This window comes from Sphingobacterium cellulitidis (genome assembly GCF_043187465.1).
In the GTDB taxonomy this organism is placed as follows: domain Bacteria; phylum Bacteroidota; class Bacteroidia; order Sphingobacteriales; family Sphingobacteriaceae; genus Sphingobacterium; species Sphingobacterium cellulitidis.
This window is the reverse complement of the sequence record NZ_CP171136.1, coordinates 3,364,514-3,387,977: the sequence shown is the minus strand read 5'-3', so window position 1 is coordinate 3,387,977 and position 23,464 is coordinate 3,364,514. Positions and strand designations below refer to the sequence as shown.

The following is a 23,464-nucleotide window of genomic DNA, read 5'->3' as shown; positions in this document are numbered from 1 at the left end:
TTGGTTTCCATAAATTTATATAAAAATAACTTACTAAATCTTTCTTCCTAAAATATACCAGTTGCTATTTGGTTGACTCATAGGGAGTCAAATAGATTTATGAATTGATATTTTCTTTAGGGATTAATGTTTCTTTTTTAACCCTTCGACAATCTCCAACATAAGAGGTATGCCTGGATTTCGATTCTTCTTACTCCAGATAAGGGATAAGGTGGTTCGTTGGGGAAGATGATTCAACTCTAAAAAGTCTACATGCGTATGGTAACCTTTTTTTAAGGAGGTCGGAACAATGGCAACACCCAAGCCTTGACTCACCAGATTGAAAATACTTAATGCATTCACAGTCCTCAGCGCTACATGTGGAACAAAATTATGATCCTCAAAAATGCTCATCACCAACTCGTAATAAGAATTGCTATACTCTTTGGAAAAGAGAATAAATGACTCGTCCTTGAAGTCATTTAAATTGACTTTTCCTTTTGATTTTGAAACCGTATTCTTGGGTACTACCAATGAAAAATGCTCAGTTAAGATAGGAATAGATTTTAGTCCTATGGGGCTGTCTTTTAATCGTACAAAACCAAAATCCAATTCCTGCTTGTTGATCATGTCAATCTGAACCTCATTGGACAATTCATTGAGTGTAATGTCGATTAATGGCTGCTTCTGTTTTAACTCTACTAATAACTGTGGTAACATCGCCTGCACGGCTGATCCTATAAATCCTAATTTCAAGGAGGTAATCTTTCCCTCTGAAATTTTCTCAATATGGTCTTTGATGTTATCCAACTGATTAAAAATCAATTCAACCTCCTTCTTAAGATAAACTCCCGCCTCCGTTAAGGCCACATTTCTTTTATCTCGAATGAATAAGGAAGTGCCATAATACTCTTCCAATTGCTTGATTTGTCGGGATAATCCCGGCTGTGCAATGAATAACCTTTCTGCCGCCCTCCTGAAGTGTAATTCCTCGGCAACTACTTTGAAATAGAGGAGATGTCTAAGTTCGATTTGATAATTCATAGTTATCAGTTGTTGCTAAAATTGATATTGCCAATTATCAAATATAGCAGGTAAATTTGGATAACACAGCGAAATAACATGAAAACATTTAAATACGGAGAAGATTATTTGACCAGTTCTATAGCTATTGCTATTGCAAAATCTGAATGTCAAGGTCTATTGACTGATGAAACCATCAGCAAAATAAATCAAAGCGCCCAATATGTTCAAGAGATTGTGGATGCTGGAAAAGTGGTCTATGGAATCAATACAGGTTTCGGACCACTATGCACTACTTTGATCAGTCCCCAGGATACTAAAAAATTACAGGAAAACATTCTTAAAAGCCATGCCGTTGGGGTAGGAGAACCAATCGATAAGGAATTGAGTAAACTCATGCTTATCTTGAAAGTTCATGCCTTATCCAAAGGTTTTTCCGGTGTTCAATTAAGTACAGTGGAACGGATTATCTGGCATATTCAAAATGATGTCATTCCTGTCATACCAAAGCAAGGATCTGTTGGTGCTTCTGGTGACCTAGCACCATTATCACATTTATTTTTGCCGCTTATCGGTCTTGGTAAGCTCTGGAAGGATGGCCAAATAGTGGATACTGCATCGGTGCTTAAGGAATATGAAATTGAACCTATTCATCTTGGAGCGAAGGAAGGATTAGCATTAATTAACGGAACTCAATTTATGGCTGCCCATGGTGTCAAAGCCGTTGTAGAAATGAATAGATTGATGAATAATGCCGACTTGATTGCAACCCTGATGATCGAAGGCCTCAATGGTTCAATCAAACCATTTTTCTCAGAACTTCATCAATTGAGACCTTATAAAGGAAATACTTTCGTCGCTTCTACCATATTCAACCTCCTGAAGGATTCAGAGATTCTGGAATCTCATAAAAATTGCTCCCGTGTTCAGGATCCTTATTCCTTGCGTTGTATTCCTCAGGTTCATGGTGCATCCCGGAATGCTTGGTTACACTTTAAGGAAATCATTGAAACTGAAATCAATTCCGTTACAGATAACCCAATAATTATTAATAGTGAACTTACTATTTCTGGAGGTTCATTCCATGGTCAGCCTATTGCATTACCATTGGATTATGCCACGCTAGCAGTATCTGAATTAGGGAATATCTCCGATCGTAGGGTTTATTTGTCCCTCGAAGGTGAAACTAATGGGGTGCCTAAATTGTTGATGAAAGCAACTGGTTTAAATTCTGGATTTATGATCCTTCAATACAGTACTGCAGCCATTGCTAGTGAAAACAAAGGGCTTTGTTTTCCGGCATCAGCAGATAGTATTCCTACATCATTGGGCCAAGAAGACCATGTGAGCATGGGATCTATTTCCGGAAGAAAACTCCTACAGGTACTGGATAATGTTGATAAAATCTTAAGTATTGAAATGCTTTGTGCAGCGCAAGCTAAAGATTTCCATAATCCTAAACAATCTACAGCAGTGGTGGAAGCAATTCATCAACATATTAGAACAAAAATTCCTCATATTGAAGAGGATCAGCCAATGCAGGATATCTTGGATAATGCCCTATCGATTATCAAATCTGGTGAATTGATTGAAATCGCAAAAAAAGCCGCGAAGGATAGTAATAAGCCATATTTTGGTGATGCTGTTGAATATTTTGAAAACTATTGATCATGAAAGAGAACGGAAAGTTAATAGGTCCCTTCAAACAAGTGTTGACTATGCAGCACTTGCCACTGAAAGGGGCATTAAAAGACGAACAACTGGAAATCATAGAACAGGCTGGTATTTATATTGTCGATGGCAAAATTAAGGTTGTAGGCGATTTTGAAGGATTAAAGGCTGCCTTGCCTGATGATATTGATATCGTGGAACTGAAGGGTGATTTTGTGGCTCTACCGGGATATATTGACTGCCATACCCATATTGCCTTTGGTGGTAACCGAGCTAACGATTTTGCAATGCGAAATGCAGGTAGTTCCTACCTTGAAATTGCAGAAGCGGGCGGCGGAATTTGGAGTACTGTAAAGCATACTCGTGAATGTTCGCAGGATGAACTTAAATTCTTGACCCTTAAACGTGCTGATAACTTGTTGAGACAAGGGATAACAACCGTTGAGGTAAAGAGTGGATATGGACTCAATGTCGAAGAGGAGCTCAAGACCTTACGCGCAATCAAGGAAGCCAATCAGGCATCTTTTGTGGATTTGATTTCAACCTGCCTTGCAGCACATATGCATCCTAAAGATTATGAAGGTAATGCTGAAGATTACTTATACGAAATTGGCGAAAAGCTTTTCCCATTGTTGAGGGCTGAAGAGCTAACCAACAGAATTGACGCCTTCGTAGAAAAGAGTGCCTTCTCTGCTGAACAAATACTTCCATACTATAAAAAAGCCAAGGAAATGGGCTTTGACTTAACAGTACATGCTGACCAATTTAGTACCTCAGGTTCTAAGTTGGCTGTTGAACTTGCTGCAGTTTCAGCTGACCATCTGGAAGCTTCTACTGAAAATGAAATTAGTTTATTGGCAGGATCGGATGTAATCCCAGTGGCTTTACCGGCTGCATCCCTAGGAATTGGTTGTGAGTTTACACCTGCTAGAAAGCTATTGGATGCTGGTGCTAGTTTGGCCATTGCAACCGATTGGAATCCTGGGTCTGCACCTATGGGTAAATTGATCGAAAGTGCCAGTATACTTGCAACCATGCAAAAGCTGAGTAATGCCGAACTCTTCGCGGGAATTACCTTCCGCGCAGCGAAAGCCTTGAACCTACAGGATAGAGGCCGTTTAATGGAAGGAATGTTAGCGGATTTGGTGATCTATGATACTGATAACTATCAAAATATCACTTATCTGCAAGGCGGTCTTCAACCCAAGGCGGTCTGGAAAAATGGAACTGAAGTATTTGTTAGAAAAGACTAATAGGATGATTGATAAAGATTTTAAAGAAGCAATTGCACAAGGTATTCCAACAGAATTACCAGCAAAAGCTCAATTAGATAATAGGGTGAGCCATGCCCCAAAACGTAAGGCTATTTTAAGTAAAGAGGAAGAAAAACTTGCCGTTCGGAATGCCTTAAGGTATTTTCCAAAGGAATGGCATCAGGAATTGGCTGCAGAGTTTTTGGAGGAACTCCGGGAATATGGGCGAATTTATATGTATAGATTCAGACCTCATTATGAAATGCATGCTAGACCAATCTCTGCATACCCTGCAAAAAGTCAACAGGCTGCTGCCATTATGCTGATGATACAGAATAACCTGGATCCGGCTGTTGCTCAACATCCGCATGAGTTGATTACCTATGGTGGCAATGGAGCCGTATTTCAAAACTGGGCGCAATACCTACTGACCATGAAATACCTTTCGCAAATGTCTGATCAACAAACTTTGCATATGTATTCAGGACATCCAATGGGGCTTTTTCCTTCTTCTGAAAATGCACCACGTGTCGTTGTGACCAATGGAATGATGATTCCTAATTATTCCAAACCCGATGATTGGGAAAAATTCAATGCTTTGGGTGTTACTCAATATGGGCAAATGACTGCAGGTTCATATATGTATATCGGACCTCAGGGTATTGTCCATGGAACAACAATCACCGTTATGAATGCTTTCAGGAAACATCTTCCTGAAGGTGAATCTATTCAAGGGAAAGTCTTTGTAACCTCCGGACTTGGGGGAATGAGTGGAGCTCAACCTAAAGCGGGTAATATTGCGGGGTGTATCACTGTTTGTGCAGAAGTAAACCCTGCCGCTGCTAGAAAAAGACATGAACAAGGTTGGGTAGATATACTAGTAGAGGATATCGAAGGCTTGATTCTTGCCGTAAAAGCTGCTATTGCTAAAAAGGAGGTGATCTCTATCGCATATATCGGAAACATTGTCGATGTATGGGAACAGTTTGATAGACAGAGTATTAAAGTGACCGTCGGATCTGATCAAACTTCTTTGCATAACCCATGGTCAGGTGGTTATTACCCCGTGGATTTAAGTTTTGAAGAATCTAATGAACTTATTGCCAATGATCCGGAAAGGTTCAAAAAAGAGGTACAACGTACATTGATTCGCCATGCGAATGCCATCAATAAACATGTGGCCAAAGGAACATACTTTTTTGATTATGGAAATGCTTTCCTTTTGGAAGCTAGTCGAGCTGGCGCTGATATCATGGCGGAAGATGGAATTAATTTCAGATATCCTTCTTACGTTCAGGATATCCTAGGACCTATGTGTTTTGATTATGGTTTCGGTCCATTTAGATGGGTATGTACTTCTGGAAAACCTGAAGATTTAAGATTGACTGATAACATCGCCCTTGAGGTGATGAAAGACCTTCAAAAGAATGCTTCTGAAGAAATATACCAGCAGATGGAAGATAATATTAAATGGATTTCAGAAGCTGAAAACAATAAACTGGTGGTTGGTTCTCAGGCAAGGATTTTATATGCTGATGCCTTGGGAAGAATGAAAATCGCCGAAGCTTTCAATAAGGCAGTCGCTGATGGAAAGTTATCTGCTCCCGTAGTATTGGGTCGGGACCATCATGATGTCAGCGGAACAGATTCACCGTACCGTGAAACCAGTAATATCTATGATGGTAGTAAGTTTACCGCTGATATGGCCATTCACAATGTTATTGGAGATAGTTTCCGAGGAGCAACTTGGGTTTCTATCCATAACGGCGGTGGAGTAGGATGGGGGGAAGTAATAAATGGTGGTTTCGGAATGGTACTTGATGGATCTGAGGATAGCGACCGCAAATTAAAGCAAATGCTATTCTTTGACGTGAATAACGGAATTGCAAGAAGGGCATGGGCAAGAAATAAAGAAGCAATCAGCGCCATTGAAACCGAATTGGAAAGATCTTCTACCTTGAAAGTAACTAAAGCGGAACTGGTGGATAATCACATAATTGATAACCTTTTTGGAAATAACTAACATGGAAGCTTTTGGAAATGTCCTCTACAGACCTACAGAACAGCAGCTATGGACAGGTAGATCCGATGGAACTAGTGCTGTGTACCATCGTTGGCATCAAATTATGGAATGTATCAACTTAGATAGCATTTCAAATACACTGGAAAATAGCTTTGTATTTTTAGGTTTTTGCTGTGATGAAGGGGTAAGAAGGAATCAAGGTCGTATTGGAGCTAAGGATGCGCCAGAAGCCCTTCGCAAGGTTTTGGCTGGTTTACCTAATCATATGTCCTCAGAAACAAGGATTTTCGATGCCGGAGATGTCATTTGCGTGGCTGAGGATATGGAAGCTGCACAGGAGGAACTGGCAAAACGTGTAAGCCAAATTTTGGAAAATGGAGGCCTGCCAATTGTCCTTGGCGGTGGCCATGAAGTTACTTATGGGCATTTCAATGGACTAAAAAAATATAGTAAAACAAAAAGAATTGGGATTATTAATTTAGATGCTCATTTCGATATTAGGGCGGTTAATGATAACCAAGGAAATTCTGGTACTGGTTTCTATCAAATCTTTACCGATTCAGAAATTGAAAACTTTGAGGTTCAATATCTCGCCATAGGAATCCAGGACATCAGCAACACGCAGGCCCTATTCAATTATGCTAAAGAAAAAGCCGTTCAGGTGATCAAAGGCAATGAAATCTATGCCGAAAATATCAATAAGGTGATTTCCCAAATTGATCAATTTTCCCAGAATGTAGATGATATTTACCTCACGATAGATATGGATGTGTTTGCAGCGGCCTATGCTCCAGGTGTAAGTGCCCCTGCTTTCAATGGGCTAATCCCGGATCCAACTTTTGCGAAATTATTCCATGAACTCATTCAGCTGCCAAAGCTGAAATCTGTCGACTTCGCCGAAGTCAACCCGCTATATGATATTGACAATAGAACGACAAAGTTAACCGCAGATCTCATTTTTCGCCTAGTGAATAATAAGTGATAATATGTAACTTTAAGGAAATATAATACAGGAGACATATGTCGAATATAGATTTCATCAGAGAAGAAACAGCAGCAAACATCGGGAACTTTATGGTAGGAAGACTATTGCCATTTCGCCAGAAACGTTCCATTGGCCCCTTTGTTTTTATTGATCACATGGGACCTGCTTGTTTGGCAGACCATGAAAATTTAGATGTTGGACCACATCCTCATATTGGTTTGTCTACATTGACCTACTTATTTGAAGGTTCTATTTTCCATAGAGATAGCCTTGGTACTGCCATGGAGATTAAACCCGGAGCCGTGAACTGGATGACTGCTGGCAAAGGTGTGGTGCATTCCGAAAGAACCCCAGAATATTTAAGGCAAAAAGATAAATTTCTGCATGGACTTCAAATCTGGGTAGCATTACCTAAAAACCTTGAGTTTATGGAACCTGAATTCCATCATACGGAAGCTCATGATATCCCAACTTGGAAGGATGGCGATGTATCCTTTAAACTGATTGCGGGTGAAGCATTTGGTAAAAAATCACCCGTTCCTGTTTATAGTAAATTGTATATGATTGAAGTTAAGGCTGAAAAGGATGCCTTAATTGATATTCGCGGTGAATTATATGGCGAAAGCGGTCTCTATATATTAGAGGGAGAGATCGATAGCAATGGCTTTACTTATGGTCCTAAGCAGATCTTGATCACTTTGGATGCTCACCTATGTAGCTTTGAGATGAAAGCAGGATCTACGGTCTATATCTTCGGTGGCGAACCATTCCCTGAAGAACGCTTTATTTCCTGGAACTTCGTCGCAAGTGAAAAACAAACAATCGATGAAGCCAAAGAAAAATGGATCAACCATGATTTCCCTAAAGTACCCGGCGATGATGGCTATGTGCCGCTTCCTGGTAAATAGTATTTAGTATATAGTATTTAGTATTTAGAGCGCTCGCGATAATTCTTAGCGGTTAATAAAAGGAAACTAGGAAGAGTTTTTATTTGCCGATACCAAAGTTTCCATGAATCGCAAGATGCTTAAATCGGAATAATGGCAATCTAATCAAATAGCAATTTGGATTTCTAGATTTTCAAACATGCAGGTATCAAGACATATAGCTTTTCAGACAGGCAGGTTTCAAGACATATAGAATTTCAGACATGCAGGTTTCAAGACATATAGATTTTCAGACATGCAGGTTTCAAGACATATAGATTTTCAGTAGATTTTCAGATAGGCAGGTGTCTAAATACTAAATACTAACTACTAAATACTATGATTAAATACTAACTACTAAATACTATTAGCCCATTCTGCCCAGGAGCCATCATATATCGTTACATAGTCGTTTCCAAGTTCATATGCTGCCAGTGCGATGATGGCTGCTGATATTCCGGAGCCACAGGTGAAGATATTTTGTTTGCTGGCATCAATTTTCCCTTCGAAAAGTCTTTCAAGTTCTTCTTTATCTTGATAGGTAGTTCCATCCAGTACTTGGTCAAAAGGTAGGTTTTTAGAACCAGGGATATGACCAGATTTTAATCCTTCTCGCGGTTCTGGGGCTGTACCATTGAACCGACCGGAAGATCGCGCATCGGTAATGCTGATATCATCATCTCCCAACCGCTCTACCAGTTCTTCCTTACTGATAAACCATTCATAATTAGGTTTAGCCTTGAAATTACCTGCTACTTCAACTTGTGAGTAGTGGTCATCAATAGGAAGTCCTGCAGCTTTCCAAGCGGGGAGACCCCCATTTAATACATGAACCTTCTCTAATCCCATATATCGGAACATCCACCAGGCCCTAGGACTTGAGTAAACTCCCCAATGATCATAAATTACCAACGTAGAATCCTGGTTGATACCTAATTTTTGCGCTTCTTTCGTGAATTGTTGCGCCGATATCATTGTATGTGGAAAAGGAATGCTATGATCCGAAAATGCACCTTCAATATCCAAAAACAAACTGTTTGGAAGCAATTCCATCTTACTATTGTCCATCTTCTGATTGACCTTGTCAATTGTAGCGTCAAAAACTATAGCATTTTCCTCATTGATTAATTTGAGGGCTTCGTCGGTACTGATAAGTGCAGCTGTTCGCATGGCTAATTAGTATTGAGATGTGAGATTTGAGTATTGAGATAGTAAATTTTATTAGATATGAGTATTGAGTATTGAGATTTTAGATATTAACCTTGTTAGTTTAAAGATATATAAAAAAGTAGATAATCTCACAACTATGTACTGCCTTTCCACTATCTCACATCTCACATCTCACATCTCACATCTCACATCTCACATCTCACATCTCACATCTCACATCTAACATCTCATATCTCCCTTTCCCTTTCCACTATCTCACATCTCAAATCTCACATCTCATATCTATAAAACAGCAAAAGCCCCGATTTTTCAATCGGGGCTTTGAAGTATTTAGAGAAATCTAAACTTATTTAGATTTTTTCTCGTCGTCTTCCATTTGCTCTTTCAATTGAGCTAATACGTCAAGATCACCTAGAGTTGATTTTTCAACTGAATCTTTAACTTTTTTCACTGCTGCATTAGCAGTTTTAGCTTCTTTTTTACGAGCGTTGAACTCTTCGATACGAGCTTCAGCTTTAGCATCTTCCCAAATACGAGAGTGAGAGATAACTAGACGTTTGTTTTCTTTGTTGAATTCAATGATTTTGAATTCAGCAACTTCGTCTACTTTCAATGCTGATCCGTCTTCTTTTACAGAGTGTTTGTTAGGGCAGAAACCTTCAACACCATATTGTAAAGCAACGATATCACCTTTGTCACCAACTTTGATTACGGTACCTTCGTGAACTGAACCTTCAGTGAAGATAGTTTCGAAAGTATCCCAAGGGTTTTCCTCTAATTGTTTGTGACCTAAAGAAAGTTTGCGGTTTTCTTCGTCTAATTCTAATACCACAACGTCTAATCTTTCACCAACTTTAGTGAATTCGTTAGGGTGGTTAACTTTCTTAGACCATGAAAGGTCAGAAATGTGAATTAAACCGTCGATTCCGTCTTCTAACTCAACGAATACACCGAAGTTAGTCATGTTCTTAACAACTGCTGATTGTTTTGAACCAACTGGGTAACGTTCAGTGATGTTTTGCCAAGGATCTGGAGTCAATTGTTTGATACCTAAGCTCATTTTACGCTCTTCACGATCTAATGTTAAGATCTCAGCTTCGATTTCGTCACCTACTTTCAAGAACTCTTGTGGAGAACGTAAGTTTTGAGACCAAGACATCTCAGAAACGTGGATTAATCCTTCTACTCCTGGGATGATTTCTAAGAATGCACCGTAGTCAGCTACAGTAACGATCTTACCTTTCACTTTAGAACCGATTTCTAAGTTCTTGTCTAAAGATTCCCAAGGGTGCTCTGAAAGTTGTTTCAAACCTAATGCAATACGTTTTTTCTCATCATCAAAGTCAAGAACAACAACGTTGATTGTTTGGTCTAATGCCAATACCTCTTTTGGATGCTCGATACGGCCCCAAGAGATATCTGTAATGTGAAGTAATCCGTCAACACCACCTAAGTCGATGAACACACCGAAGTCAGTGATATTTTTAACAGTACCTTCCAATACTTGTCCTTTTTCTAATTTCGCAACGATTTCTGATTTTTGGTTCTCTAAATCGTCCTCAATTAATACTTTGTGAGAAACTACTACGTTCTTGAATTCGTGGTTGATTTTTACAACTTTGAATTCCATTGTTTTACCTACGTAAACATCATAGTCACGAATAGGCTTAATATCAATTTGTGATCCTGGTAAGAATGCCTCAACACCTTTGATGTCTACAATTAAACCACCTTTTGTACGTGATTTAACGAAACCATCAATAACTTTGTCATTTTCCAAAGCCTCGTTGATTTCTTCCCAAGATTTTTGTGTTTTAGCACGTTTGCGTGATAATACTAATTGACCATTTGCATCCTCTTGCGATTCTACAAATACGTCTACCGTATCACCGATTTTTAAGTCAGGTAAGTCACGGAACTCAGATAATGCTACTAGACCGTCTGATTTGAAACCGATGTTTAAAACAACGTCTTTGTTATTGATCGATACAACAATACCTTCAATAATCTCACCTTGATTAATTTGGTTGAATGTGCCAGCGTACTGCTCTTCTAATTTAGTACGTTCTGCATCACTGTAGTTACCAAAAGCTTTTTCATCAAGATCCCAGTCGAAGTCTCCTGCTGGAGTGCTCCAAGTGTTTGATTTAATCTCATCGATTAAATTTGAATCTGCTTCAGACTCAATCTTTTCAGTGTCCTTCACAACTTTTGTGTCAGCACCTTGTAGCTCTGCGTTTTTCGCCGCTAACTCTTTTTCTGCTTCTTGTTTTTTTGCCATTAATTAATTATCTCCTTTTCCCTACGATGTAGGGATTGCAAAGATACGAAAAACTTTTATTTACAAGAGTTTAGATGTAAAAAAGTTGAAAAAGTTTTAATTAACCTAGCTTTCTTGACGTAACTCATCACTATCCTCGAAGATCGGATAGATCGTTTTTACAATAACCTCCGTCAATTTCCGCTCATTAAATGGCTTTATTAATATGCCATCAAATAAAACCTTCCTTTCTTTTTCAAGATTCTTAACTTGCTCATTATCAGATGATGTAGCAATAATCTTGACATTGTCGTACGCTGGGTTCGCACGAACAGTCGCCAGTAATTCATCCCCCGTCATTATAGGCATATTGATGTCTGTAACAACCACATCAATCGGAAATCTACTTAAAACCTCCAAGGCCTCTTTTCCGTGTGTTGCCGTCTTAACATGGGTGTGTAACGAGAAAAACTGCTTTAAATAAAGCAAATTCAAGGCATTATCATCCACAATTAACCAACTTAAATCCTTCGAGAAATCACTGATCTTCTCAATGTTTAAACTGGTCTTCCTGCGGAATTTTGGCTTCGGAACTGGTATTTCTACCCTAAAAGTAGTTCCCTGTCCTGAATTCGTCTTGAAATTAATCCTACCTTTTAAGGTACTGACAATATTTTTAGTGATATATAAGCCTAAACCAACCCCGCCTTCTACTTTATTGGACTTATTAACCGTATAATACTTTTTGAAAATGTTCTTTTTTAACCCCTCAGGAATTCCTAATCCTTGGTCAGATACCTTGAATATTAAATTGCTCTGATCATCTACATCCACGCTGGCAACGACAGTACCCGCATTGGAGTACTTGATGGCATTGCTCACCAAATTACTCATGACTTGACGGATCTTGAATTCATCAGAAAAAATTACCGTTGGTTTGCTTTTATTGACCTGGTATTGCAACTCAATCCCCTTCATCTCCGCCTGATTCCGATGCGTTTCTATAACATCTAATAGCAAATCTGTAAAGTCAAAATGTATAGACTCTATATTATTCTGCTGATCAATCTTACTTAAATTCAAGATGTCATTGATCGTTTTTGAGGTTGCGGTAATATTGGTATAGGCTGATTCCAATAAATGAATATCCTTGGCTTGATATAAATCCTTTCTACTCTTTAATAGATCCACAATACCAATCAAGGAATTGATTGGAGTTCTGATTTCATGGGTGATTTCGGCCAGAATATCCGTTTTCTGCTCAGCTAATTTAGAAGCATAAACCCGTTCATCCAGTAATTTTCGTTCGTAATAACTGGTAAAGAATTGGTAATAAACCAAAATGCAGATCACGATAAATACAAAGGTCAGGGATACTATGATCTGCCATTTGAAAGTATCGGTTTTTGCTATTAATATATTTAATTCGTGATCGGTTTTATCACGCTGAATTTGAATCCTTTCCTCATGAATAATACGGATCAGCTGATTGGCACTATGTAATAATGTAAAGTTATCTGCCAATAAAGAGCGTTCGCTTTTTCGGATATTGGTCAAGGTTTTCTTGAGCTCATTCAGTTTGTTCTCTGTCTGATTATTTCTTTGACGGATAATATTTTTTAGGTTCGCGTTTTGTTGTACGACCTGCTGATCTTGTGTCGGAGCATTTGCTTCAACTGTAATGGTATCATCGCCTTTTTGGAAAATCCGTTTTAGTAAAGATTTTTTCTTGACTACGACTTTCTTGGGTTCTGCGGGAACAATGGTAGCTGGAACCTTTTGAGGAGGTAAGGTAAATATTGACTCGTTACCATGCTCGATATTGAAAGATTTCAGAGCTTCTGAAGCCACCAAAATGGAATCTAATTTATTTGTCAATAAGGCATACTTCGGCAATAAATCCTCCAGAGTTTTACCCTTATAATCACTTCTACCTTTGATCTTTGATTCCTCACTTCGAATTAATGTCAAGGAATCGACAGCTGATTTTAAAACAACCAACTTGGTCCGGTAGGCATTGTAATCCTTAATATTATAAGTAATAGAAAATACTCGGAAATGATCCTCAGCATCACTGAAAATATTCAATAACTCCGTGAAATTATTTTGATCGCTATTTACCGATGTATAGATGTTTTGAATCTTATTTTGGATACTCTTATATTGGATATAAGAGAAAATAAAGAACACGACAAAGGTTATGAATAATACGATTATTGAACTTAATAGTATATTCCTTACGTTTTGATTACGCTTATTCCGCTTTTGTAATTCTTTGTCTTCCATTCGTAAATGTGTCCGTCCCCAAAATCAATTTGTATCAACAAATCAATGAATCAGAATACAATAATAATAAATTTATAATAAATTAAATTTTGTTTGGTTTAAACGAATTGTATACTCGCGGCTTAACAATTTTAATACTTTGCTTTGAAAGAGCAATACTTGCATTCAATTCAAAGCCTATGATAAGAATAAGGGCATTTATGTACATCCAAATCATCACGACGATCAGGGTTCCAATCGAGCCATATAGCTTATTATAAGCCCCAAAATTATTGATATAGAATGTAAAAAAAGAAAAAGATAGCATGGCTAAAATGGTTGCTAAGGTCGCTCCCGGCGTAAAAAGTTTCCATTTTTTTGTAGAGCTTGGTCCAAATTTGTAGATCAAACTCACCGTAAAGAAATAAACTCCAAACAAAATAATCCATTGGGCTAATTTGATCGAAAAAGCCCAAAACCACTTTAAATCGTAATCTATGTGGGTTTTTAGGTAGTTGATTAAGTAGTTGGAGCCTGCATAAAGAGCTATACCGACCGCTAAGGCTAATACAATCGCCAAGGAAAGAGCAAGGGCAACGATCCTTCTCTGAAACCAAGTCCTCGATTCTTTGGATAATGAGGCTTTATTGAAGCTCATCATTAAAGTTGTTATTCCATTTGTAGCGAAAAATGTACAAAGAACAAATCCGGCAGATAATAATCCTCCATTTTGTCTTTTGATAATATCTTCCAAGGTAGTTTCCAGAATTTCATATGCATTATTGGGAAGCGCTAATTGTATCAATTCCATCAATTGCGTTTGAAAATTATCGACCGGAATATAGGGGATTAAGGTAAACAGGAAAATGATACCCGGAAAAACCGCCAACATAAAATTGTAGGCTAGGGAAGAGGCTTTATTGATTATGGATTCACGAGCAATCTCCTGAAAGAAGAAAACCATAACAGTATAGAGTGGTAATTTTCCAAATCCTGGCAAAGTTGCTGACTTGGTCCACTCAATAAATCTGTCATACGGCTTAACGTACAGAAGATGTTGATGAATTTTTTTCATTTATTCTCCAAAAAATGGAGCCATCTTATCTATAAAAATCTGGGGAGGTTTGCAAGGTCGATTTTTGACCATATCGACAAATACCAATTGGGTAGACCCTGTATTCAATAGCTCACCAGATTCATTAAACAGCTCATATTCAAATTTTATCCTTATTCCTGGTTTTTCTCGAATATAAGTATTTATCGTTACTAAATCATCATATTTTGCTGGCTTATTGAATTTACAGCTCAATTCGATCACAGGAAGCATTACACCCATTTCCTCTAATTCTTTATAGGAAATTCCAGTGCTTCGAAGCATTTCTGTACGTGCAACTTCATAATAGGTCGCATAGTTACCATAGTAAACATAGCCCATATTATCTGTCTCGGCGTATCGAACCCTAACCTGATGCTGATATAAGAACATATTATTTTTTAATATTTCTTTCGTCTAAAGCTTTTTGGAATTTTCTCGCATTGACCAAGTGCTCTGCAACAGTTTGTGCATATAGATGGTAGCCCGAAAAATCGTCCTTCGCACACATATAGATATATGGATGATGCTCATAATTTAACACCGCATCAATGGATGCAATACTAGGCATCATAATCGGTCCCGGAGGCAATCCCTTAAAACGGTAAGTATTATATGGGTTGTCAATGGTCAAATGTCTATTCAAAACACGACGAATTGTAAAATCATTATTCGCAAAAATGACAGTCGGATCTGCCTGAAGTAACATCCCTTTCTTAAGTCGATTCAAATATAGTCCAGCAATTTTCGGCATCTCATCCACGTGTAATGCTTCCCCTTTAACAATGGACGCCAAGGTGCTTACTTCTTGAATGGTTAATCCCAATGAATCTGCCTTCGCTTTACGATCTGCAGTCCAGAATTTCTCATATTCCTTCGAAAAACGATCTATTATTTCTTCTGGTTTAGTGTTCCAATAGATTTCATAGGTATTAGGAATAAACATCGAGAAGAAGTTCTCTTTGTTGAATCCGTATTTCTCAGCTAATTTCTCATCGTTCAACAGATTGATAAAGGTTAAGGAGTCAGCCTCAAAGTCTCTTCCCAATAAACCTGCAAAATCTTGTCTCAACCGCACATTTTGGAATCTAAACTTCACTGCATCTTGGTATCCACCCCGAAGGTTGCCGATAAACCTACGGTTGTTCATGGATTTATCAATTTTGTAGCGTCCAGCCTTGATGCCGGTACTCTCCAAATCCATTGCCTTGGCAACATAATTAAAGTAAGTAGGATTCTTGACAATGCCTTCAGATTCAATTCTGGAAATAACACTGCTATAGGGTTCATCCGTTTTTACGAAAAAGTATTCCTCATCTGAAGCAATGGAAGGCGCCATAAATGCTTGATAACCTACCCATGCCACGCCAAGGACAAGAAATAAAATAATAAAGAGTATAATTCCTAATCCTTTTCTTTTTTTAGTGTTCTGCGCCATATTATGGATTTATAGGGGTAGTTTCTGGAGTTGGAGTCGGTGCTACTGGTTTCCCTAATGTAACATGAATCGCATTTCCGATGGAAATAATTTTAGCACTGGTATCTGGGTTCTGTTTAATGACTACAGAACCTAATGTATCGTTGGAATTATCATTAAATGATACTGAACCCAAGGTTAATCCTTTGCCAGCAAGCGCAAATTTAGCCTCTGTTAAGTTCAATCCTAATAGAACTGGGATTTCAACTTCATCATCGCCACGACCATTTCCTAAAATCAGACTGATTTTAGATCCTTTCGGAACCATACGTCCCGGACGAATAGGTTGTCCCGCAAATTTTACATCCAAGACCACATCTCTAGCAATATCATTTTTATAGACAGTATCAGCAATTTTTAAGGAATGGTTCTTTAAAATTGCGGAAGCCTCGATGAAAGTTTTGTCGATAACTTCTGGGAAAGCAATTTCTGGAGCAGATTGCGTAATGATCGTTAAGTAAATGGTACGACCACCTTTAACATGCGATTTTGGGTCAGGATCCTGATCTATTACCAGTCCAGGTTTCGCATCCATTTGATAAATGGAGTCGATTTCTACTTCCAACCCTGCTTTATCTAATACATTGAGGGCCTCACTTATGTTTAATCCTTTTAATAAAGGAACTTCCTGAGAGTCACCATGTTTCGTGTAGACTTTCAAGCCGAAATAAACCAAAATAAAAAGAATGACAATGAAAATGAGCCCAGCAATCAAGTTTTTTCTGAAAGTACTCGTTCTCAAGTATAAAAAGAACTTAGACATCTATTAATGTGTTTTTTGAATATCCTATTAACAATATTAATTCCAATTTTCCGAATTCCTGCAATCGAACTTAATATAAAGGCAAAAATATTCGTTTTTCCTCGTATCTCAAATTATATTTGCTTCTCGATTATTACATATGAAAACTAAAGTAGCATTAATTACGGGCGGGTATACTGGAGAAGCTGAAATTTCTTACAAAAGTTCAGCTTTTGTCTATTCCCAAATTGATAAAGAAAAATATGATGTTTATCCAATCGATATTACCCTAGGGAGTTGGGCATATACCGATGAGAATGGACAAAAACATGAAATCAATCGTCAAGATTTTTCCTTGACCATTCATAATGAACCCTTACATTTTGATGTCGCATTTATAATTCTCCATGGAACCCCAGGGGAAGATGGCCGTCTTCAAGGGTATTTGGATATGATCGGCTTACCATATACTTCTTGTGGAGCCTTAACATCTTCTTTAACCATGAATAAAGGCTATACCAAAGCCATTATCCAAGATATTCCACAGTTAAAAGTGGCTAAATCAGTTCTTTTATTTGATATCGATAGAGCAAATGCTTTTGACCTGGTAAAAAGTAAGCTCAATCTGCCACTATTTGTAAAACCAAATGCTGGTGGAAGTAGCATTGGAATGAATAAGGTGAATACTTGGGAAGAACTTCCAAAAGCATTAGATGAAGCTTATGATGCAGAAGGAACGGGCATGCAAGTGTTGGTGGAAGAGTTTGTTAAGGGGAGAGAGTTTTCCCAAGGGATTTTCAGAGATTCAAAAGGTAAACTGCAGGTTTTACCAGCAACGGAGGTGATTACAACGCGCGAATTTTTTGATTTCGAAGCAAAATACACCCCCGGCCTGACTCAGGAAATTACACCTGCTGATCTAACAACAGAGCAAAAAAGTAAAGCTGACGAGATTATTAAAGAAGTATATGTACGGTTGAATTGCAAAGGAATGGTTCGAGTAGATTTCTTTATTCAAAATGAAACCGATGAATTTTATTTCATTGAAATTAATACCATTCCAGGACAAACCGCGCAAAGTTTTATTCCACAACAAGTACGTGCTGATGGTAGGACAGAAACTGAGTTCTATGGAGAACTAATTGAAGCCGCCAAAAATCATTAAGCAACTAGATAGATTAAGATTTATTAAGAGGATCTTTCCAAGGAAGGGTCCTCTTTTTTTATGTCCCTCCATTTTATTTTCTCCTAATTTAATAAGGGTCAAATTAAGGATTCCTTCGCAGGTTCTTCGGACCTTGTCCGAATTTTTTCGAACAAAATCCGCCAAACCTCCGAAGAAGGTCCGAAGAAGGTCCGGTAAAGCTGCGAGTTTGAGGTTTATTTTTGCCCAATAAATTTCCTATGTGACATAAAGCCAAATCACAAAAAAAGGCCATACCCTATTGAGGTATGACCTGATAAATTAGAAGGTTTTATTTATTGCAATTGATTAAATAATAATTTGAATGTTCCGTGAGTTTGAGCCCTGAAATTGATATCATTTCCAAATGAAACCAACTTACCTTTACCTACTGGCGCTTCAAATGCCAAAACTCCGTCTTTTAAATATTTCTGTCCCCATGACCAGCCGCTTTTTAAGACCTTTTCAGAATCGAACCAAAGTAAGGGTTTGATGTTTGAATTGCTGATTTTATAGAGGTTGTCATTGCTGTAATAAACATCAATTTGATCATTATAACCCCAAGTACTTGCCGTATTAGGAGCAACTCTCGCTGTTAATACCGACCCTGGAGTATAGAAATCAGTTCTTTTCAATGCTTCCTTATTACTATCGACTAGGTGGTTTTCAACACCTAAGCCTAGATGTTCAGCTAGATCAGAGCTGCTTCCAATGGTGATGATCTTTCCCGAGTTTTCAAGGAAAGTCTTTAAAGCAGGAATTGATTTCTGCTCTGTTAAACGGCCCCAACGTTCTTTGTAAGGTGATGGAATGTTTTCAGGGGCCTCCATTGTTGATCTTCCATAAGATGATGTCGAATTCGGATTAATGTTAAACCTAGGGATTGAATTTCCTGGGAAAATGATGATATCATACTTCGCGTTCAAATTACCCTTGTCGATGTCATTTGCATAGATCAGCTCAAAGTTATAATGGTATTTTTCCATTAAGAATCTCAGCCATCCCGATGGCATGCTTCCACCATAAGTATCCCATAATGCAATACGCAATGGTTTAATCTTTTTGTTTTGCTTAGGGAGGCTGTTTGCACCTTCTGCTTGAAATACCAAGTTGATGTTCGGTTTATTCTCAATGTAAAAATCCCCATTGTTTTCATCTCTCCATACATTCTTGCCATTTTTCAAAAGGTCATTGCTGATCCGGAAAGACTCATTGATTGTTGCCGGGAGCTTGATATACTTTCCTTTAGGTTTTGCTATTTCAGCAAGTTTAATAACCTTTCCATTTGTTAATGCTTGAAATGGTCCATTGAAGTCATCCAATATTCTATCAAATTTCACATCCATTAAGTAAGCTAAGGTCCAGCCTGCAGCATCATAGGGTGGAATAGGAGGGCCTCCAGGATATTGGAAATCATCGGGGTGATCCTGTGGTTCAAACATATCCAGGATATGCGGTCTGAAAGCCTGATTTGTTTTTATGACATAGGAATTCTTGACGTATTGCTTACCATTCACCGTAAAATCAGCATTTGCCTGTTGGACATCTATTCCGTTTTGGATCAAGGCATTGATAAAATCAGTTGCCTTTACAAAGTCAGCCTGATCAGCGGGGATAATAAATCCTCGAGGATCTCTTAAATCTTTGTTTTCAAAGAGGCTTCCCAGTAATTTACGCTCTTCAGCACGATTGTTGGTGATTTTAGGGTCTTTCCTTTTGGCTTGCTGCAAGGCTGTATCGATGATGGCAACCTTGCTAGGTGATAAAGGCCAAAAGTCTTTAGAACCTCGGTCGATAGAGTTTTTCCCCATTCTATACATGTTGTACAGGACTTCATCTTTATAGCGGCTAGCATAATTTAATATGGCATAGTTTAATGTAACCGAATAATCGATGGATTGTTGGAAATGCCATACCTGAGGAACGACCGGGTTTTGCGTATCATTATTAGGTACCAAGCGATTCGGTACCAATGGAATTTCAAAAGGAGTGGGGTTTCCGATCATTTCGGTCAATAAGCCCATGATGTTGTGGAAATAAGTTGTTGTTCTTAAACCACCATTGTACCAGGTGGAGAAAACAGATCCATCCTTAGCGGTATATCCAGGTTTATTTTCGGCATTAAGTCGGGAAGACATGGCAGCTCCTAATGCATCAATTCCTGACATGAGGAGAGGGTCAAACACATAGTTAAAAGGATCCCGATAAGGAGCTCCAGCAACTACGGCACCTGCTGGCGCTGTTTGATGGTGGTTGTACATAATTTGAGGAATCCACTCCACAAATAGCTGTCGGGCCATGTTCTGAGATTCCTTTAGGTTCAGCATAAAAAAATCCCGGTTGTTATCATGCCCAGCATATTTTTGGTAAAGCACAGGAACATAATTTCCAGATCTTTTTTCAGGTGTCTTTTCACGCATATACCAATTGGATACCAGTTCATGACCATCAGGATTTGCATGTACCATCAGGATAATGGTATTCTCAAGAATATTTGTTGTTTCGAGGTCATTGGAAGAAGCCAATAAGTAAGCGGTTTGAATCAATTGACTAGTTCCAACCACTTCTGTCGAGTGCAATCCACCATCAATCCAAACGATACTTTTTCCTTTTTGTGCCAATGACCGAGCTTCTGCTTCAGAAAGATTTGCATGGGCCAGTTTGTTGGAAATGTTTTTATATTCATTTAGATTTTTCAGGTTATCAGGAGAGCTGATAATAAGCATACACTGGTCTCGTCCTTCCTCGGTTTTTCCGATCACCGTATATTGAAGTCGGTCAGATTGCTGATCTAATTTCTTAAAATACTTTTCAGTCTCGGTAAAGGTTGCCAATTGGTAATCATCGCCAATATTGAATCCAAAATGCTCCTTAGGGCTACTAATTTGCTGCGCATATAGCGTTTGGAAAAAGGCGAATGATAACAACACTAACCGGATAAGGCTAAATGAGTTTTTCATAATTTTATTAGGTAATAATTTATTGGCTAAAGATAAGGATCGCGAGTTGATAAGGCGAAGTTTGCTGGCAATTGTCAGGATAATTCACAACAATATTACAGTTTTGGGAGATTTGGGTTTATATTGACAAATGAGTTTTAATTGTGATGGAATTTGTATATTTGGATGAAGACATTGAGTAGCATATGATATTAGTTGCAGATAGTGGATCCTCCCAATCCGATTGGATGCTTCATCTTCCAGATAGCAAACCATTACGATTCAGCACCAAAGGGTTAAATCCTTTTTTTGTTAGTGAGAAAGAAATAGCATCGATATTAACGGAGGTTCCCGAAATTATTCCATACATCAAAGAAGTCCATGAGGTTTACTTTTTTGGGGCAGGATGTTCAACACCAGACCGTCGGGAATTGGTGTCGAATGCATTGACCCAGATTTTTCCATCTTCCTTTATATCCGTTGAAAGTGATTTATTGGGTTCTGCCTATGCGACCTTTGCTGCGGGTAAGGGATTGATTTCAAACCTAGGGACTGGTTCGGATATCAGTTTTTATGATGGAGAGAAGCTCTCGGCTAGTTTGCATGGCAATGGTTATGTATTAGGTGATGAAGGTTCAGGGGCTTGGTTTGGCAAACAATTAATTACCGCCTATCTGTATGAATCCATGCCAAGAGATCTGGCTAGGAAATTTAAAGAAGTCCACCCCATTACCAAGGATATCATCATAAAAAATGTCTACCAGAAAGACCGTCCAAATGCCTATTTAGCATCCTTTGCGAAATTCATGGCCGACAATAGACAACATCCATATATTGACAATTTGCTTCGGAATGGATTTGATGAGTTTGTGCGAACCAATATCATGACTTATCCTAACTTTTGGGATTATGAATGTCATTTTGTTGGAAGAATTGCCTATTATTTTGATATTCATTTAAGAGAGGTATGTTCTTTGCACGGAGTACGTGTAGGAAAAATTTTAAGCAGTCCTATCGAAGAGTTATTTCACTATGTGGTGGATAGAGAGCTGAATGTTCAACTGTAAATAAAGATAAGATTATGATAATGACTATGATTATGATTTGTACCATGTTGTTTCAACAGCCAACGGTATATGATTTCTCTTTCACATCGATTGATGGAAAGAAGATAGATTTTTCAGAATTCAAAGGAAAGCAATTGTTAATTGTGAATACGGCTTCAAAATGTGGATTTACAAAGCAATATAAAGAGCTTCAGGAATTACATGAGCAGTACGGTGATAAATTGGTTGTAATTGGTTTCCCATCTGATAATTTTGGTAATCAAGAATATGCAGATAACAAGGCAATTGCCCAATTCTGTGAGAAGAATTTTGGTGTTAATTTCATTCTATCTGAAAAGGTAGATGTTAAAGGAGATGAACAAACAGCTTTGTTTAAATACCTTACTGAAACCGATAATCCTGATTTCACAGGAGATATCAAATGGAATTTCGAGAAATTCCTAATTGGAAAAGACGGAAAATTAGCACATCGCTATCGTTCAAAGGTTACACCTTTAGACGAGGTGATTACCAAACAGATCTTGTAAGAAACTAAGGCCTGTCTATTGGCTGATTAGAAATAGATTCTTCGCTGCGCTCAGAATGACAAAAAATTTGTGAGTGGGGTTGAGATAAAAAAAGCTTCTTCGGCAACGCCGAAAAAGCTTTTTTTATCTCAACCCAATATATTTATGTGACTGTCATTCCGCATCGAAGATGCGGAAACTATTTTTAGGAGATATTTTAGACAACATATCTCCCCTACAAATCATAATAGCATGATCTGCAGCGGGGTTCGTAGCTTTCTTTTTCGCCTAGAAGGACACGGGATTCATTTTGTAATATTCGGTAGGAATAATTTGCGGGGGCACCACATTGTACGCAGACGGCGTGGACCTTAGTGACTTCTTCGGCAATGGCCATCAGGTTGGGCATGGGGCCGAAAGGTTTTCCAAGGTAGTCCATATCCAGGCCCGCAACAATTACACGAATGCCACGGTTTGCTAATTCAACGCAGACATTAGGGAGGTCATCATCGAAAAACTGGGCTTCGTCAATTCCTACTACTTTCGTATCAGAACTTAAAAGCAGGATCGCTGAGGAATGGCTAACGGGAGTTGATGGTATGGAGTTACTATCATGTGATACCACCTCATTAACACCGTATCGCACATCAATTTCAGGTTTGAAGATCTCTACCGGAAGTTTGGCGAATTGGGCCCTTTTCATCCTACGGATCAACTCCTCTGTTTTTCCTGAAAACATGGACCCACAAATAACCTCGATACTACCGATAGGACCTCTTCTATTTGGGAAATTATGTTCAGAAAACAACATCATTTTTAAAAAAATTTATACTAAAAACCTGATTTAAGATGTTTCATATTATATGAAATTCTTAGCTAATATAGCTTACGAATATCGAAAT

At 38.3% G+C, this 23,464-nt stretch carries 18 protein-coding genes; 8 read left to right on the top strand and 10 right to left on the bottom strand.

Annotated features, from left to right (window positions below; translation table 11 throughout):
• Window positions 1-123: 123 nt before the first annotated feature.
• Window positions 124-1,023 carry a LysR family transcriptional regulator gene (locus tag ACF3OC_RS14915; RefSeq protein WP_392469663.1) on the bottom strand — a complete coding sequence of 300 codons (900 nt, stop codon included), beginning with the start codon at window positions 1,021-1,023 and terminating at the stop codon, window positions 124-126.
• Between the two features lie 78 nt (window positions 1,024-1,101).
• Between ACF3OC_RS14915 and hutH the strand changes: the two genes are divergently transcribed.
• Genes hutH through ACF3OC_RS14890 form a run of 5 tightly spaced genes read left to right on the top strand, consistent with a single transcriptional unit; the run spans window position 1,102 to window position 7,842 of the window.
• The gene (gene hutH / locus ACF3OC_RS14910) at window positions 1,102-2,670 is read left to right on the top strand and encodes a histidine ammonia-lyase (RefSeq protein WP_392469661.1); all 1,569 of its coding nucleotides are present in this window, start codon (window positions 1,102-1,104) and stop codon (window positions 2,668-2,670) included.
• A 2-nt stretch (window positions 2,671-2,672) separates the two neighbouring features.
• The gene (hutI, locus tag ACF3OC_RS14905) at window positions 2,673-3,926 is read left to right on the top strand and encodes an imidazolonepropionase (protein WP_392469660.1); all 1,254 of its coding nucleotides are present in this window, start codon (window positions 2,673-2,675) and stop codon (window positions 3,924-3,926) included.
• Entirely contained in the window at window positions 3,895-5,949 is a 2,055-nt protein-coding gene (locus tag ACF3OC_RS14900; protein ID WP_392469658.1) for a urocanate hydratase, read from the top strand. The genes hutI and ACF3OC_RS14900 overlap by 32 nt, the downstream gene beginning before the upstream one ends.
• Window positions 5,936-6,931 carry a formimidoylglutamase gene (gene hutG, locus ACF3OC_RS14895; protein ID WP_392469656.1) on the top strand — a complete coding sequence of 332 codons (996 nt, stop codon included), beginning with the start codon at window positions 5,936-5,938 and terminating at the stop codon, window positions 6,929-6,931. The genes ACF3OC_RS14900 and hutG overlap by 14 nt, the downstream gene beginning before the upstream one ends.
• Before the next feature lie 38 nt (window positions 6,932-6,969).
• On the top strand, window positions 6,970-7,842 hold the full coding sequence (locus tag ACF3OC_RS14890) for a pirin family protein (RefSeq protein ID WP_392469654.1): 873 nt from the start codon (window positions 6,970-6,972) through the stop codon (window positions 7,840-7,842).
• A gap of 375 nt (window positions 7,843-8,217) precedes the next feature.
• Here the strand turns inward: ACF3OC_RS14890 and ACF3OC_RS14885 are convergent, their stop codons facing one another.
• The 7 genes from ACF3OC_RS14885 to ACF3OC_RS14855 form a co-directional block, all read right to left on the bottom strand.
• Window positions 8,218-9,030 (bottom strand): sulfurtransferase, encoded by an 813-nt coding sequence (locus tag ACF3OC_RS14885; RefSeq protein ID WP_392469651.1) that lies wholly within the window; start codon window positions 9,028-9,030, stop codon window positions 8,218-8,220.
• A 346-nt stretch (window positions 9,031-9,376) separates the two neighbouring features.
• Window positions 9,377-11,311, bottom strand: a complete 1,935-nt coding sequence (gene rpsA, locus ACF3OC_RS14880; protein WP_094256165.1) for a 30S ribosomal protein S1 — start codon at window positions 11,309-11,311, stop codon at window positions 9,377-9,379.
• Between the two features lie 105 nt (window positions 11,312-11,416).
• Window positions 11,417-13,576: an ATP-binding protein gene (locus ACF3OC_RS14875; protein ID WP_392469650.1), complete on the bottom strand. Its 2,160-nt coding sequence runs from the start codon at window positions 13,574-13,576 to the stop codon at window positions 11,417-11,419.
• A gap of 82 nt (window positions 13,577-13,658) precedes the next feature.
• Complete coding sequence (locus ACF3OC_RS14870) at window positions 13,659-14,630, bottom strand: YihY/virulence factor BrkB family protein (protein ID WP_094256163.1); 972 nt, start codon at window positions 14,628-14,630, stop codon at window positions 13,659-13,661.
• Window positions 14,631-15,041 carry an acyl-CoA thioesterase gene (locus ACF3OC_RS14865; RefSeq protein ID WP_392469648.1) on the bottom strand — a complete coding sequence of 137 codons (411 nt, stop codon included), beginning with the start codon at window positions 15,039-15,041 and terminating at the stop codon, window positions 14,631-14,633.
• A gap of 1 nt (window position 15,042) precedes the next feature.
• A complete protein-coding gene (mltG, locus tag ACF3OC_RS14860; RefSeq protein WP_094256161.1) occupies window positions 15,043-16,086 on the bottom strand; it encodes an endolytic transglycosylase MltG in 1,044 nt (347 codons plus the stop codon).
• A gap of 1 nt (window position 16,087) precedes the next feature.
• On the bottom strand, window positions 16,088-16,888 hold the full coding sequence (locus ACF3OC_RS14855; protein ID WP_094256160.1) for a PASTA domain-containing protein: 801 nt from the start codon (window positions 16,886-16,888) through the stop codon (window positions 16,088-16,090).
• 139 nt (window positions 16,889-17,027) lie between these two features.
• Between ACF3OC_RS14855 and ACF3OC_RS14850 the strand changes: the two genes are divergently transcribed.
• Window positions 17,028-18,032: a D-alanine--D-alanine ligase gene (locus ACF3OC_RS14850; protein WP_392469646.1), complete on the top strand. Its 1,005-nt coding sequence runs from the start codon at window positions 17,028-17,030 to the stop codon at window positions 18,030-18,032.
• Between the two features lie 314 nt (window positions 18,033-18,346).
• Here ACF3OC_RS14850 and ACF3OC_RS14845 read toward each other — a convergent pair whose 3' ends face one another.
• Complete coding sequence (locus ACF3OC_RS14845) at window positions 18,347-21,010, bottom strand: M14 metallopeptidase family protein (RefSeq protein ID WP_392469644.1); 2,664 nt, start codon at window positions 21,008-21,010, stop codon at window positions 18,347-18,349.
• 185 nt (window positions 21,011-21,195) lie between these two features.
• Here ACF3OC_RS14845 and ACF3OC_RS14840 point away from each other — a divergent pair, with 185 nt between their 5' ends.
• Entirely contained in the window at window positions 21,196-22,056 is an 861-nt protein-coding gene (locus ACF3OC_RS14840) for an N-acetylglucosamine kinase (protein ID WP_094256157.1), read from the top strand.
• Window positions 22,057-22,070: 14 nt separating this feature from the next.
• Window positions 22,071-22,583, top strand: coding sequence for a glutathione peroxidase (locus tag ACF3OC_RS14835; RefSeq protein WP_094256156.1), 513 nt, complete (start codon window positions 22,071-22,073; stop codon window positions 22,581-22,583).
• Window positions 22,584-22,797: 214 nt separating this feature from the next.
• On the opposite strand, the gene ACF3OC_RS14830 is transcribed toward ACF3OC_RS14835, so the two are convergent.
• Window positions 22,798-23,373: a thymidine kinase gene (locus ACF3OC_RS14830; RefSeq protein WP_094256155.1), complete on the bottom strand. Its 576-nt coding sequence runs from the start codon at window positions 23,371-23,373 to the stop codon at window positions 22,798-22,800.
• Window positions 23,374-23,464: the final 91 nt, after the last annotated feature.